The organism is Pseudoglutamicibacter cumminsii (assembly GCF_016907775.1).
Classification (GTDB): domain Bacteria; phylum Actinomycetota; class Actinomycetes; order Actinomycetales; family Micrococcaceae; genus Pseudoglutamicibacter; species Pseudoglutamicibacter cumminsii.
Genome location: NZ_JAFBCO010000001.1, coordinates 736,555 through 750,376, shown reverse-complemented (window position 1 = coordinate 750,376; position 13,822 = coordinate 736,555). Strand labels below are relative to the sequence as shown.

At 61.3% G+C, this 13,822-nt stretch carries 13 protein-coding genes; 10 read left to right on the top strand and 3 right to left on the bottom strand.

Features of this window, described 5'->3' with window-relative positions:
- Positions 1–9: 9 nt before the first annotated feature.
- Positions 10–891: a DUF7010 family protein gene (locus JOD50_RS03460; protein WP_204880410.1), complete on the bottom strand. Its 882-nt coding sequence runs from the start codon at positions 889–891 to the stop codon at positions 10–12.
- Between the two features lie 35 nt (positions 892–926).
- On the opposite strand from JOD50_RS03460, the gene rlmN reads away from it, so the two are divergent.
- On the top strand, positions 927–2,165 hold the full coding sequence (gene rlmN, locus JOD50_RS03455) for a dual-specificity RNA methyltransferase RlmN (RefSeq protein ID WP_204880409.1): 1,239 nt from the start codon (positions 927–929) through the stop codon (positions 2,163–2,165).
- Between the two features lie 81 nt (positions 2,166–2,246).
- Entirely contained in the window at positions 2,247–2,627 is a 381-nt protein-coding gene (trxA, locus tag JOD50_RS03450; RefSeq protein WP_204880408.1) for a thioredoxin, read from the top strand.
- A 256-nt stretch (positions 2,628–2,883) separates the two neighbouring features.
- Here trxA and purB read toward each other — a convergent pair whose 3' ends face one another.
- Complete coding sequence (gene purB, locus JOD50_RS03445) at positions 2,884–4,296, bottom strand: adenylosuccinate lyase (protein WP_204880407.1); 1,413 nt, start codon at positions 4,294–4,296, stop codon at positions 2,884–2,886.
- A 25-nt stretch (positions 4,297–4,321) separates the two neighbouring features.
- Here purB and JOD50_RS03440 point away from each other — a divergent pair, with 25 nt between their 5' ends.
- On the top strand, positions 4,322–4,732 hold the full coding sequence (locus JOD50_RS03440; RefSeq protein ID WP_204880406.1) for a hypothetical protein: 411 nt from the start codon (positions 4,322–4,324) through the stop codon (positions 4,730–4,732).
- The gene (locus JOD50_RS03435; RefSeq protein ID WP_204880405.1) at positions 4,732–6,033 is read left to right on the top strand and encodes a hypothetical protein; all 1,302 of its coding nucleotides are present in this window, start codon (positions 4,732–4,734) and stop codon (positions 6,031–6,033) included. Before JOD50_RS03440 ends, JOD50_RS03435 begins: the two co-directional genes overlap by 1 nt.
- Positions 6,034–6,111: 78 nt before the next feature.
- Here JOD50_RS03435 and JOD50_RS03430 read toward each other — a convergent pair whose 3' ends face one another.
- On the bottom strand, positions 6,112–6,513 hold the full coding sequence (locus tag JOD50_RS03430; protein WP_204880404.1) for a phage holin family protein: 402 nt from the start codon (positions 6,511–6,513) through the stop codon (positions 6,112–6,114).
- A gap of 184 nt (positions 6,514–6,697) precedes the next feature.
- On the opposite strand from JOD50_RS03430, the gene JOD50_RS03425 reads away from it, so the two are divergent.
- The 6 genes from JOD50_RS03425 to JOD50_RS03400 all read left to right on the top strand — a co-directional run bounded on the left by JOD50_RS03425 (position 6,698) and on the right by JOD50_RS03400 (position 13,698).
- The gene (locus JOD50_RS03425; protein ID WP_204880403.1) at positions 6,698–7,807 is read left to right on the top strand and encodes a histidinol-phosphate transaminase; all 1,110 of its coding nucleotides are present in this window, start codon (positions 6,698–6,700) and stop codon (positions 7,805–7,807) included.
- 234 nt (positions 7,808–8,041) lie between these two features.
- Entirely contained in the window at positions 8,042–9,238 is a 1,197-nt protein-coding gene (locus JOD50_RS03420; protein ID WP_204880402.1) for a thiamine pyrophosphate-dependent dehydrogenase E1 component subunit alpha, read from the top strand.
- 17 nt (positions 9,239–9,255) lie between these two features.
- Entirely contained in the window at positions 9,256–10,221 is a 966-nt protein-coding gene (locus JOD50_RS03415) for an alpha-ketoacid dehydrogenase subunit beta (RefSeq protein ID WP_204881514.1), read from the top strand.
- A gap of 21 nt (positions 10,222–10,242) precedes the next feature.
- A complete protein-coding gene (locus JOD50_RS03410; RefSeq protein WP_204880401.1) occupies positions 10,243–11,661 on the top strand; it encodes a dihydrolipoamide acetyltransferase family protein in 1,419 nt (472 codons plus the stop codon).
- A gap of 76 nt (positions 11,662–11,737) precedes the next feature.
- Complete coding sequence (locus tag JOD50_RS03405) at positions 11,738–12,583, top strand: HpcH/HpaI aldolase/citrate lyase family protein (protein ID WP_204880400.1); 846 nt, start codon at positions 11,738–11,740, stop codon at positions 12,581–12,583.
- The gene (locus JOD50_RS03400; RefSeq protein ID WP_204880399.1) at positions 12,583–13,698 is read left to right on the top strand and encodes a lactonase family protein; all 1,116 of its coding nucleotides are present in this window, start codon (positions 12,583–12,585) and stop codon (positions 13,696–13,698) included. Before JOD50_RS03405 ends, JOD50_RS03400 begins: the two co-directional genes overlap by 1 nt.
- Positions 13,699–13,822: the final 124 nt, after the last annotated feature.

Genomic DNA, 13,822 nt, shown 5'->3' with positions numbered 1-13,822 from the left:
ATGTTGCCGTTATGGGCGCGGCGGCTGTTCGTCGCCGCGCTTGCCTTCTGGCGCGTTCTTGCCTGCTTCTTGTGGTCGCCCTGGCTCTTGAGGCTGCGGGATTGACTGCGAGACGGGCTTATCAGCAACCTGCTTGCCAGTTGGCGCTTTCGGGCCGCCTGCCTTCTTTTCAGCAGGCTGGGCGTTCTTGCCGCCCACCGGCGTGGCATCCGCCTTCTTGCCAGCCGGCTTAGCGGCCTTGCCGTCAACCGTCTTAGCCGAGGCCGAGATTTCAGCGGCCTGCGTCATCGACGGAACACTGCCGTCGGCCGGCAACAGGTTGCCAGAACGTAAGATCAGCGGGCCAAACAGCGTGAACATGACCACGCCAATCAGGCCAGCCCACGGAAGAACCGTCGGCATCGCGAACCACAACAAGACTGGAATCAGAATCAGTAGGCCACCGAAAACCCAGTGGATCCGCATCCCGTACAGCGTCGCGTCAGGGAGGGCGGCAGCGGCCCAGCCGACCATCGCGGCGGCAAAGAAAGCCTCCGGGATTTTCGTGGCCATCGCCATCGCTGCTAGGACGCACACGACAGGGATCGTGGCATTGGCAAGTGCGAGCCCACGCAACGGGTTCTCGCGTGGAAGCCATGCAGGGCCGCCCAGGAGCTTGAGGATCGCCCACGTGATCGGCTGCGCAACAACGGCACCGATCAACAACGCGATCTGGCCAGCGATCGGGGTTCCCCACTGGAACAGCGCGGCAGCAACGCCCCACCACGCAGCCAAAACGAGGAAAGAAATACCGCCACCACGCATCACGGCGCGAGCTTGGCGCTGCGCAGGTTCGAGCGTGAAAGCACCCGAATGAGTGGGCTTCGTGGGAAGAGCTTGTTCCTTGATCATGTCTCCAACTTACCGCGTGGGATGATAGAGACACCATGAACACTTCCAAGAAACCTTCGCAGAAGCATCCGCAGTCCGCTCCGTCCAAGAGTCAGCGCCCGCAGGTTCGACCAACTGCGGAGGGCTGGAAGCAGCCGATGGGGCCCGATGGCCGCCCTACTCTCCAGTTCGCGCAGCGTCCGCGCGTCAAGCAGCCGCCGCAGCATCTTGCTGATATGACGCTTGCCGAGCGGCAGGAAAAGATGAAAGAGCTGGGCCTGCCGGCGTTCCGAGCCAAACAGGTCTCGACGCACTACTTCCAGCACTACACGGACCAGACGGAAGAGATGACCGACCTTCCGAAAGATAAGCGTGAAGCGATCGGGGAAGCGTTCTTCCCGCCGTTGCTGACCGAGGTCCGCAGGCTCGTGACCGACGACGGCGCGACCATCAAGTTCTTGTGGCGCTTGTTCGACGGCGCCCTCGTTGAGTCTGTATTGATGCGGTACCCGAACCGCATCACGCTGTGCATCTCGTCCCAGTGCGGTTGCGGTATGAACTGCCCGTTCTGCGCGACGGGTCAGAATGGGCTGACCCGCAACATGTCCACCGCTGAGATCATCGACCAGATCGTGAAGGCTAACCGTGTGATCGCCGAGGGTGGGCTCGGCAAGATCCGCGGCGACGACCAGCCTCAGGCCCGCGTCAACAACATCGTTTTCATGGGCATGGGTGAGCCACTGGCTAACTATAAACGCGTCATGAACGCGGTGCACCGCATGATCGCCGACGCCCCGGAAGGGCTCGGTATGTCGGCTCGCGGCATCACGATCTCGACGGTGGGCCTGGAGCCGGGCATCCGCAAGCTCGCTGCAGAGAACCTGCAGGTGCGTTTCGCGTTGTCTCTGCACGCGCCCGACGATGACCTGCGCGACGACCTGATTCCGGTGAACTCCCGCTGGAAGGTCGATGAGGTCCTGGATGCGGCCTACAACTATTTCGAGACCACGGGCCGCCGCGTTTCGATCGAGTACGCGCTCATCAAGGACATGAACGACCACGCATGGCGTGCAGACCTGCTTGCTAAGAAGCTCAACGAACGCGGCCGGGGCTGGGCCCACGTGAACCCGATCCCGCTCAACCCGACCCCGGGCTCGATCTGGACGTCCTCAACCAAGGAAGTCACGCGGGAATTCATTCAGCGCCTCGAAGCCGCCGGCATCCCGACGACCCTGCGCGATACCCGCGGTAAAGAGATCGACGGCGCATGTGGCCAGCTCGCCGCCGCCGAGTAGGCGTCGCAGCCGCCGGAATAGTGGGAGTGCCCGGCAGGTTGTACACCTCAAGCACGTTGTCGACCACGTTAGGAGCAACCCATGGCGACGTTTGATCTTACTGCTGAGAAGTTCCAGGAGACGGTCCAGGCCGAAGGCATCACGACCGTCGACTTCTGGGCCGAATGGTGCGGTCCATGTAAGCAGTTCGCACCGATCTATGAAGCCGTGTCTGAGAAGCACCAGGATGTTCGTTTCGCGAAGGTTGACACCGAGGCCGAGCAGGGCCTGGCGGCGGCCGCCCAGATCACGTCGATCCCAACGCTCATGGTTTTCCGTGACGGCCTCCTGGTGTTCCGTCAGGCGGGCGCTTTGCCGGCTTCCGCGCTTGAGGATGTGCTCGAGCAGGTCAAGTCGCTGGATATGGACGATGTGCGCCGCCAGATCGCTGAAGCTGAAGCTCAGGAGGATTCAGCAGAGTAGCGGTGACGTTGCGCTGTGTAGCGCAGGGAACGCTTAAATGACGAAGGCCCCGGCCGATTCTTTCGGCTGGGGCCTTCTGCGTCATCACTCGCACCCTTGAGGTGTCTTCGACATTACCTGCGCATCCTGGTGAGATCCTTGGGTACTCCAGGGTAAATGTACAAAGAGACCTGGGAGCTTCCTGGGAGTCACTGCGTGCGCGGCCGGAAACCGGGTGCAGCGCTGAGCCGCGCGAGCTTAGCTGTGCTGCGACAACCTAGCTACGCTGCGAAACCCAGTCGACCAGCTGATCCGCGATGCCCGTGTAGCTCTGCGGAGTCAGGTTGAGTAGGCGCTCTTCGGCATCCGTGCTGAGGCCCAGGCCCTTGACGAATTCGCGCATGCGCTCGCCGTCTACGCGGTGACCGCGTGTGAGGTCCTTGAGGCGTTCGTATGGGTTGTCCATGCCTTCAACGCCTGCGATGGCTTCTGCGCGCATCACGGTCTGGACGGCTTCGCCGAGGACCTCCCAGTTTTCGTCGAGGTCGGCGGCGATCACGTCGACTGCGGTGTCGAGGCGTTCAAGGCCCTTCGATACGTTGCTGATCGCGAGCAGCGAGTGCCCGACCGCGGTGCCGATGTTGCGCTGGCTCGAGGAGTCGGTGAGGTCGCGCTGCCAGCGGGACTGCACCAGGGTGGATGCCAGCGTGTTGAGCAGCCCGTTGGAGATCTCGAGGTTGGCTTCCGCGTTCTCGAAGCGGATCGGGTTGATCTTGTGCGGCATCGTGGAGGAACCCGTTGCGCCTTCAACAGGGATCTGCTGGAAGAACCGGATGGAGATGTAGCTCCAGATGTCGGTGCACAGGTTGTGCAGAATCTGGTTGAAGCGTGCGATGTCTGAGTACAGTTCCGCCTGCCAGTCGTGGTTTTCGATCTGGGTTGTGAGCGGGTTCCAGCTCAGGCCGAGGCTTTCGACGAAGCCGCGGGAGATCGACTGCCAGTCCACGGCAGGTGCTGCGGCGAGGTGGGCCGCGTAGGTTCCGGTTGCACCGTTGATTTTGCCGAGGTATTCGGTGTTCTGGATGCGGCGCAGCTGGCGGGCCAGGCGGTACGCGAAGACCGCGATCTCTTTACCGAGCGTGGATGGGGTTGCTGGCTGACCGTGCGTGCGCGAGAGCATCGGGGTCTTGCGGTCGGCTTCAGCCATCTCGGAAAGCTGGTTCACGAGGTCCCATGCGGCAGGTAGCCACACGTCCTGGATCGCGTCGCGGATTCCGAGCGCGTAGGAGAGGTTGTTGATGTCCTCTGAGGTGCACGCGAAGTGCACGAGTGCTTTGAGGTTCTCGAGGCCGAGCGCTTCGAGGCGGCGGCCGATGTAGTACTCGACGGCCTTGACGTCGTGGACGGTTACGGCTTCGATTTCTGCGAGCTCAGCGACCGAATCGGTGTTGAATTCGGTCACGATGGCGCGCAGGCCGGACTTCTGTTCGTCAGTGAGCGGGTTCAGGCCCGGCAGGACGCTGTTTTCGCACAGGTAGATGAACCATTCAACTTCCACGTGGATGCGGTTGCGGTTCAGCGCGGCTTCAGACAAGTGGTCGATGAGGCCGGCGACTGCGGAACGGTAGCGGCCGTCGAGTGAGCCGAGCGCAAGGGTGGATTCTGACAAGGAAACACGTGAAGCAGACATGCCCCCATTGTCCCATGCTTCGAGCGTGGGCGGGTTTCGTTGCACACAGACGCGTGAGCCGGAGCAACTTCTCCACAGGCCGGCCCATCGCTTCGCGCGAGTTTTTACCTTTGAGGAAACGCCACTCAAAGGGGAGGTCACGTTGTTCGAGCTGAGTTCTTTACGTTTCAGTGTCGAGTCTTATATTCACTCGGTGTCGACGATGGTCACCGATGTCGAGGCCGCTCACGCTGCTGTCAACAGGTGCCAGATTCCCGATTGGAAGGGTCAAGCTAAACGTCGCTATGACGCGGCGCGGGAAGAGGCTTCACAGACCATGTACCGCACGCAACAGTCCTTACAGGATCTGCTGGCCTGCGCATCGGCGGCCTTGCGTGCCATCGAGGACCAACATGCGCGGCAGGTATCGGGCCTGGATTTGACGGGAGTGCGGTAGTGGCAACGCATGTCTTGGCCGATGGTGGGCAACAGATCGAGGTTTTCGGTGGAGGTCATTCGATTGAGATCGTCACGGGGTCGCTCAAATTGGCCGCGGGGGAGTTGGGTGCATATCAACCGGATTGGGCGCGTTTGAGTGCCACGTGTTCTTCTGCGCCGAGTGGATACGGGTTGCCGCCCCACTTCACCGAGGTCACGGGTGCGCTGCATCGGCTGAGTGTCGCGGCCCAGGAGACTGCCGCGAAGATGCGTTTGGCCCACAACCGCATCGAGCATCTGGAAGCGGACCTGGTGCGTGCCGCGGATCAGTATGAACAAGCGGAGTCGGAGAACCTGGGCACCATCGGGTTCGCTGGTGAGGATGCCACCTGGGGAACCGTGCAGAACATGATGGAAGCATCGCCGGACGCGAAGTATGCGATAGGCGCCGCCGCCGGACTCACCTACGTGCCGGGGTTCTTTGATTTGCTGATGCAGAACAGATTGAACCCTGAAGGGTTCAAAGAGCTCGGGGCCAAGAACGTCAAGGGACTATTCTCGTTTGCTTTCCCCGCGGCGCCGAGAATCGAGATGGAGTCCAAGGAGCGCCGCTCTGTTCAGCGAGCGGACGCCTCCAAGCTCAGGACGTGGATTGAACAGCAACAGCTCGCGGGGGAGGGGCGCGGTTCGATCGTTGTGAGCAAAGTCGTAACGGAAGCCGGGGAGCACGCGTGGATTGTCACGCTCCCAGGAACCAATATGTCTAAAGACTCACCGTGGGGTCTGCCGCGCATGAAGCAAGCCTTCAACCGTGAAACCGACGATGTGCGCAAAGCCGTCGAGGCGGCCCTCAAGGATGTTGGTGCGAAGCCAGGGGAAGGGGTTTACCTCAACGGCCATTCACAAGGCGGAAGGCATGCCCTCAATTTGTCCGAAGATCAACAGTTCAAGGCGAAGTACACGCTCAAGGGCGCGTTTACGGCGGGAGCCCCTCACGGGGATGAGGATCCACCGGCAGATGTTCCGCAGCTCATGCTCATCGACCCGGACGATGCGATCCCAGCGCTCGGTGCGGCTGGTGCGCTTAAGGTTTCACCGAACCGTGTGGCGCTGTTCTCTAAGAGCGGGCACCGTTACGAGACGGACTCCCCATCGCTTCTGGGTTCGGATCACGGTTCCCAGAACTATCTGAACCACGCTAAGGCAGCGGACGGAGTGGAGGACACTGCGTTACGGGACCTCAAGAGGCGAATGCAGATCGAGGACCTCAAGATCACCGAAACCTATCGATTCACAACCTCTACCGGCTCCGGCGACTAATTGCGGCGCGGTAGAAGACCGGCGCTGGAGATGACCATCGCGGGGCGAGAACGGACAAGAACCAGAACGGACAAGAATCTAGGCGCCGATGCGTGCCGTGCGTAGCACGAGGCCGATCAGTGCGGACACGATCGAGACGATGAGGGCCCCGAGGATGCCGTCCCAGAAGAACGAGTCAATCGAGAACACGATCAGGCCGGTGAGGTTAGAGAGCCACGCGGTGATCTGGAACAGCAACGCGTTGACCACCAGCGCGAAGAGTCCCAACGTTAGGCAGTACAGCGGAATGGAAAGGATCCGAATGAACTTACCTAAAGCGGCGTTGACGAGACCGAACAACGCACCTGCCAGCAGGTAGGAGGCCATAACGGAACCCGAATTGTCCGTGGCACCAACAGGGCCGATGTGAATGCCGTTGACGAGGGCCGCCGCCGCTGCGAGCGCAAGCGCGTTGACGATGGCGCTGATGATGAAACGCATACCTACAGCATTGCACGTCAGACGTTCGCCGTTCCAGGCCTTGAGCAGGTAGTCATGGACGAGCTGACACCGTACCGGCCGGAAACCGCCGCATCATGTGGAGGCTCTCATGGACAACCGGCAATGTGTCCACCGTCACAAAGATAAGATGCAAGGGTGTCCGCAGAAGGCATACCCTAGCGGTATGTCTGATGTCACCGAAAATGCCGCAACCCCTACTCCACGCCCAGTGATCGGCCGGCTGCCTGACTACAAAGCAGGCAAGCCACCCATGGTCATCCCAGGGCTTCAACCTTATAAGCTCTCCTCAAACGAAAACCCTGGCACGCCAGTCCCTTCTGTCGCCCAGGCCATCAAGAGCTACGAGGACTACAACCGCTACCCGGACCCACTGTCCACCAAGCTGCGCAACCGCCTCGCCGAACACTTCGACATCCCGGCAGACGACATCGTCACCGGAACCGGCTCACTCGGTGCGCTGACCCAGATCATCAACGCCTTCGCCGGAACCAACGAAGACGGCACCGGCGACGAAGTGATCTACCCATGGCGCTCCTTCGAGGCCTACCCGATCATCGTCGAAACCGCTGGCGCAACCTCGGTTCAGGTTCCACTGACCGAAGACCACCGCATCGACCTTGACGCGATGGTAGAGGCCGTCACGGAAAACACCTCCGTGATGATCCTCTGCACCCCAAACAACCCGACCGGCCCAGTGCTCCGCACCGCCGAAGTCGAGGACCTGCTGAGCAAGGTTCCAACCAACGTCCTCGTGGTGATCGACGAGGCCTACCTTGAATACCTGCGCGACGACGAAGCCGTCAACGGCCTCGAGCTCTACCGCAAATACCCGAACGTCGTTGCGCTGCGCACCTTCTCGAAGGCGCACTCGCTCGCGAACCTGCGCGTCGGCTACTCGGTATCCCAGCCACACATCACCCAGTCCCTGCGCAAGGTCGCAGTCCCATTCGGTGTCTCCTCGGTCGCCGAAGCGGCCGCAGTGGCGTCGATCGACGCGATCGACGAAGTGCTCGCACGCGTCGAAGAGACCGTCCAGGAGCGCAACAAAGTCGTCGCCGCGCTAACCGAGCAGGGTTGGGATATCCCAGAGACGCACGCGAACTTCGTTTGGCTCCCACTCGGTGAGCGCACCGCAGAGTTCGCAGAAGCCGCCGGCCAGCAGGCGCTTTCGGTGCGTGCTTTCGAGGGTGAAGGCGTACGCGTTTCCATTGGCGAACCAGAAGGAAATGCGCGCTTCATTGAGCTCTGCGCAGAGTTCATCAAGCGAAGCTAAGCGCTAGATATTCCAAAAGCAGAATATGTAGGGAGGCAAACTAAATACATCTTTGGGCCGCAGAAACACGCGATTTCTGCGGCCCAAAGCACTTCCTTTTGTGCCGTGAATGCGGGTAGGCTCACAAGGAATGTAAAAGCTGAGATGGCATATTCTGCAGACGGAATATGAATAGCTTGTGTGGGATTTGGCTGCATCACATACGCCGCTGAATCGAAGCACGTGAGGAGCGGTATGACGGTCACCCCAGCGAACAGCGGGCCAGACTCTCGCCAGCTCATGCAACAGGTTCTGGACTTTGAACCCGTGCAGATGCTGGATGCAGAAGGTCGGCGAATCGCCAACCCTGATTGGGACCATTGGGTCACAGACCTCACGGTCGAGGACTATCAAGAGTTCTATCGGGACATGATGATCGCTCGCCGTGTTGACCAAGAAGGTTCAATCCTTCAGCGACAGGGTGAGCTCGTCTTGTGGGTTCCGTTGCAAGGCCAAGAGGCTGCGCAGGTCGGCGCCATTAGCGCTGCACGTTCAAGCGACTTCGTTTTCCCGACCTACCGCGAACACGCTATGGCGTTGGCCCGCGACGTGAGCATCACGGACCTATTTCGTCTCTTCCGCGGCGAAGGCCACTCCGGCTGGGATCCTCACGCGCACAACTTCCAGGTCTACACGCTTGTACTCGCGGCACAAACGCTGCACGCAACCGGCTACGCGATGGGCATACAGCGAGACCAGGCCGGATGGGATCCAGCCAAGCTCGCGCAAGATGGTGAGGCTGTTATCGCATGCTTCGGTGACGGTTCGTCGTCTGAAGGCGATGTGCACGAATCCATGGTTTTCGCGGCGAGCAACCAGTCGCCCGTCGTGTTCTTCTGCCAGAACAACCGGTGGGCCATTTCGGTTCCGTTCGAAACCCAATCAAAGGTTCCGCTCGCTCAACGCGCCGCGGGTTACGGCTTCCCGAGCGTCCGTGTTGATGGCAACGATGTACTCGCGGTTCACGCGGTGACTCAGTGGGCGCTCGAGCATGCGCGCAGCGGAAAGGGTCCGGTCTTGATCGAGGCGGAAACGTACCGCCTCGGCGCGCATACGACCGCCGACGACCCAACCAAATACCGCGGCCGTCCGGAAGAGGAAAGCTGGGCTCCGCGTGATCCGTTGGTGCGTGCACGCACGTTCCTCGAGGAATGCGGGGTCGCGGAGTCATTCTTCGACGAGGTCGAAGAACAAGCCGCGTCCCGCGCAGCCGAGGTCCGCGACGCGGTCCTGAACTTTGCCGGCGCAACGCTCGACGAGCAATTCGACCACGTCTACGCACACCCACACCCGCTTGTGGAACGAGAGCGGGCCGAGCATCGGGCCTTCATGGAATCGCTTGAAGACGATGAAACTGGCCAAGCCGATGACGGCGCCGGGAAGGGGGCGTGAACGTGAGCACGCAACGCATGACTATTGCTGGCGCGATCAACGCTGGCCTGCGCCGCATCCTTGAAACCAACTCGCGCTCGCTTTTGATCGGTGAGGACATCGGCAAGCTTGGCGGCGTGTACCGCGTGACCGACGGCCTGCAGAAAGACTTCGGTGAAGATCGAGTCGTGGATTCCCCACTCGCGGAATCCGGCATCATCGGCACCTGCATCGGCATGGCGATGCGCGGCTACCGCCCGCTCGCGGAGATCCAGTTCGACGGCTTCATTTTCCCGGCCTTCAACCAGATCACGACCCAGCTGGCCAAGATGTTCGCCCGCACCCGAGGCAGGGTCAACCTGCCCGTCGTGATCCGCGTTCCATACGGTGGCGGGATCGGTTCGGTTGAACACCACTCCGAATCGCCGGAAGCGCTCTTCGCACACACCGCAGGCATCCGCATCATGACGCCGTCCTCGCCGCACGATGCGTATTGGATGATCCAGGAAGCGTTTGAGCTGGATGATCCGGTGATTTTCTTTGAGCCGAAGCGCCGCTACTGGCTGCGCGGCGAGGTCGACACCGAGAATCGCGAGGCCGCGCCAGATCAGGCGATGGTCGTCCGCGAAGGTGCGGACGCGACGCTACTCGCGTGGGGGCCTGTGGTGCCTACCGCGCTCGCTGCCGCCGCAGCGCTGGAGACGGAAGACCTCGACGTCGAGGTGATCGACCTGCGCTCCCTGAACCCGATCGATTTCGACGCGATCGAAGCCTCCGTGGCCAAGACCGGCCGCCTCGTCATCGCACACGAGGCCCCAACGTTCCAGGGCCTAGGAGCGGAAATCGCGGCGCGCATCGGACACCGTTGCTTCTACGCGCTGGAGGCACCGATTGAGCGGGTGGGCGGCTATCACATGCCGTATCCGCCGTCGCGGGTGGAAGCAGATTATCTGCCGAACATTGACCGGATCGTTGATGCGTTGGACCGCACGTTCGAACACTAGGCACTTTGGAAGGATTTTGAGATGACGACGTTCAATTTGCCTGATGTGGGCGAGGGCCTCACTGAGGCTGACATCGTTGAGTGGAAGGTTGCGGTGGGCGACGAGGTCGCGTTGAATCAGCCTTTTGTTGAGATTGAGACCGCGAAGTCTTTGGTTGAGTTGCCGTGCCCGTTTGAGGGGACGGTGACTCGCCTGCACGCCGAGGTCGGCGAGGTGGTTGAGGTGGGTCAGCCGCTGATCGATATCGCTTGTCCGGGTGAAGAGGTTGCCGACGACGCGGGTGACGGTCCCGCTGCGTCCGTGGCTTCCGCTGAGGCTAGCGATGCCGGTGCAGTTGATGGGCCAGGCCCGCTGGTGGGCTCTGGTCCGGTTGCGGATAAGGCGTCGTTACGTGCTCGTCGTAGGCGTGCGCCGCAGCGTGCTACTGAGCGTGGCGTGGACTTCGATGGTCCGGCGGCACGGGCGCAGCGTTCACTCCCAGGCGCAGCGGATGTTCCGGCGCTCGCGAAGCCTCCGGTGCGTAAGTTGGCTCGTGACCTGGGTGTGGATTTGCGTGATGTTCCGGCGACTGGCCCGCGCGGTGAGGTGACGCGGGAAGATCTGGCGTCGTTCGCGGATAAGCGTTTGGGAACCTACCGTAGCTCGGCCCCTGCGGCGTCGAGTGAGGTTCCGCGGGGTGCTGTTGCGGCATCGTTTGGTGCGGGCGCCCAGAATGGTGTTTCGGCGGAGCCGCCTGCGGGTGAGGTCACGGTGGTTCCGGTGCGCGGCGTGCGCAAGGCGACAGCAGCGGCCATGGTCCGTTCTGCATTTTCGGCACCGCATGTGTCGCTATTCGTGGATGTGGATGCGACCCGCACGATGGAGTTTGTACGCCGGCTGAAGGCTTCGCGTGACTTTGAGGGTGTGAAGGTCACCCCGCTTTTGGTGGTTGCGAAGGCCGTGATGTGGGCGGCGCAGCGTAATCCGGAGATCAACTCGACGTGGGTTGAGACGGAGAACGGCGCGGAGATCCACCAGAAGGGTTACATCAACCTTGGTATCGCGGCGTCGACGGACCGCGGCTTGATTGTCCCGAACATCAAGAACGCTGATGAGTTGAGCCTCAAGGAGCTTGCGATCGCGTTGAATGATCTTGCGTTGAACGCCCGCGACGGCAAGACGCGGCCGGAGGATATGCGTGACGGAACGATTTCGATCACGAACGTGGGCACGCTCGGTATCGATACGGGTACGCCGATCATCAACCCTCCGGAGGCGGGGATTGTTGCGTTCGGTACGGTGCGGGAGCGCCCGTGGGTGGTCGATGGTGCGGTGGTTCCGCGGTATGTCACCACGGTGGGTGGCTCGTTTGATCACCGGATCGTTGACGGCGATAAGTGTGCGGTGTTCTTGGCGGATATCGCCGCGATCCTCGAGGAGCCGGCGCTGCTTCTGGATTAGTCCGCATCTGCTTGTTGTTTCGTCATCCTTGCGGCTAAGTGTTCACGCGGCCGTCTTGTCCTTATAGGGTTGAGGTATGCCCATCCGTAATATTCGTGCTGCTGCTCTTCCGGCCAAGCTTTCGAGGTCTTGGCTGCTCGTCAACGCGTTGAAGCCTGAGATTTTCGGTAAGGCGTTGGCGTCTGAGTCTGATTCGGTGATTTTCGATATGGAGGCGCCGATTCCTGAGGATCAGAAGGAAGAGGCCCGCCAGAATGTTGTTGAGGCGCTGCATGGGGGGATGAGCGGTTGGGTTCGCGTGAACCCGATTCGTTCTGAGTTTTGGGCTGATGATTTGAAGGCTTTGCAGGGTGCCCCGGGTTTGCGTGGGGTGATGCTTGCGGAGACTGAGAAGCCTGAGCAGGTTGCGTTGACTGCGATGCGGTTGGCGGCTGGTACCCCGGTGTTGGCTTTGATTGAGTCGGCTTTGGGGATCGAGAATGCGACGGCGATCGCGTCTGCGCCGGGTACGTTCCGGCTGGCGTTTGGTGTGAATGATTTCCGTAAGGATACGGGTGCTGGTGGGGATCCGTTGGCGTTGGCGTATGCGCGGGGCAAGCTTGTGGTGGCTTCGCGTGTGGGGCGCTTGCCTGGCCCGATTGATGGCCCGTCGGTGCCTTCCGCTGGTGATGCGGAGGTCATCGAGGACTGCGCGGTGACGTCGAAGATGGGTATGACGGGCAAGCTGGTTTTGAATGTTGATCAGGTTGACCGTGTGAACGCTGGGCTCTCGCCGAGCGAGGATGAGTTGAAGTGGGCTCATGAGTTGTTGGATCAGCATGCGGAGGGTGCGCCGATGACGGACGGCTCGTATTTGCCTCGTTTGAAGCGTGCGCAGAAGATTGCGCAGCTCGCGGATTCGTATGGATTGTGGAACGCCTGATGTCGACGACGTATACGTATGTTGCGTGCCGTGACGAGGGCAGCATCGAGGCCTATGTTTTGGATGAGGCTGAGGGCCGGCTGAACCGTTTCGCGGTCGTCGAGGGACTCCATGATGTCGCTGTTGTGACGGTGGATCATCGTCGCGGGATTGTGTATGCGGCGCAGGGCGGCGCTGAGCATGAGAGTCCGCTGTTGTGGGTTTTCACGGTGGTGGCTGGTGGCCGTTTGGCGTTGCGTGGTACCGCGTATTTGCCGCGTTCGGTTGCGTATTTGACGTTTGATCCGACGTCGGGGGATGAGCATCCGGCAGTCACTGGTTCGGTGGGCCGGGATGGCTTGCTGGGGGCGAGCTATTTCGGGGACGCGGTGTTCCGTGTCATGTTGGATTCCCAGGGTTTGCCTCAGGAGGGGCAGCCGGCGTGGATCGATGATGCGGTTGGCCGTGGGATGAATTGCGTGGCGCCGTCGCCTGATGGCAAGCATGTGTATGCGACGAGCCTGGGCGATGACCGTCTGGTGATGTATCGCCGGGGCGTCTCTGGTGAGCCGCCGTTGGTTCGGGAGGGCTCTGTGGCTGTTGCTGAGGGTTCTGGTCCGCGGCGTGTGATGGTTCATCCGGATGGCACGTATGTTGCGTTGTTGACGGAGTTGAGTGGCGAGGTTGTCACGTTCCATCGCGACGCGGAGTCGGGCGAGCTGGCTGAGTTCGCGCGGGTCCGGATTGATGAGCCGGAGGATGAGCTTGCCCCTGGTGTTGCCCGCGGTGGTGGCGGCGCTGGCTTGGTAGAGGGCGTTGAGGTTCCGGAGCGTCCGATGTGGGCGGGGGCGCTGATGCATGCGCGTAACGCGAGCTATATTTTGGCTACGGAGCGCACGACGAGCGCGCTGACTGTGTTTGATACGGGGGCTCAGCCTCGCCGTAGGGCTAGGACGCGGACGGAGGAGCGGCCTCGTGCGGCTGCTGTTGCGCCGGGCCGTGAGCTGGTTTTGGTGGGCGGCGAGCTTTCGGGACACATCAGTGTGTACCGGATTACTGAGCATGGGGTTTTGAATCCGACGCAACGCGTTGCGACGGGCGCTGGCCCGTCTGCGTTCGAGTTTTATCGCCAGTAATCGAGTGTCCTAAGCGGAGTTATCCAAGCCGTTTCCACGCCGGGTGACACCTTTGCGGGGCAGCCGGCGTTTGCGTGTTTGGATAGCGGCCGCGGCCATCGTTTCACACGATGCTCCGATGCTG

What these genes read in the sequence shown, in the direction of transcription:
- JOD50_RS03405 (WP_204880400.1), top strand. Translation starts at nt 11,738, where the DNA reads ATGCCCATCCGTAATATTCGTGCTGCTGCTCTTCCGGCCAAGCTTTCG.
- trxA (WP_204880408.1), top strand. Translation starts at nt 2,247, where the DNA reads ATGGCGACGTTTGATCTTACTGCTGAGAAGTTCCAGGAGACGGTCCAG.
- JOD50_RS03415 (WP_204881514.1), top strand. Translation starts at nt 9,256, where the DNA reads ATGACTATTGCTGGCGCGATCAACGCTGGCCTGCGCCGCATCCTTGAA.
- JOD50_RS03460 (WP_204880410.1), bottom strand. Translation starts at nt 891, where the DNA reads ATGATCAAGGAACAAGCTCTTCCCACGAAGCCCACTCATTCGGGTGCT.
- JOD50_RS03420 (WP_204880402.1), top strand. Translation starts at nt 8,042, where the DNA reads ATGACGGTCACCCCAGCGAACAGCGGGCCAGACTCTCGCCAGCTCATG.
- JOD50_RS03430 (WP_204880404.1), bottom strand. Translation starts at nt 6,513, where the DNA reads ATGCGTTTCATCATCAGCGCCATCGTCAACGCGCTTGCGCTCGCAGCG.
- purB (WP_204880407.1), bottom strand. Translation starts at nt 4,296, where the DNA reads ATGTCTGCTTCACGTGTTTCCTTGTCAGAATCCACCCTTGCGCTCGGC.
- JOD50_RS03410 (WP_204880401.1), top strand. Translation starts at nt 10,243, where the DNA reads ATGACGACGTTCAATTTGCCTGATGTGGGCGAGGGCCTCACTGAGGCT.
- rlmN (WP_204880409.1), top strand. Translation starts at nt 927, where the DNA reads ATGAACACTTCCAAGAAACCTTCGCAGAAGCATCCGCAGTCCGCTCCG.
- JOD50_RS03400 (WP_204880399.1), top strand. Translation starts at nt 12,583, where the DNA reads ATGTCGACGACGTATACGTATGTTGCGTGCCGTGACGAGGGCAGCATC.
- JOD50_RS03425 (WP_204880403.1), top strand. Translation starts at nt 6,698, where the DNA reads ATGTCTGATGTCACCGAAAATGCCGCAACCCCTACTCCACGCCCAGTG.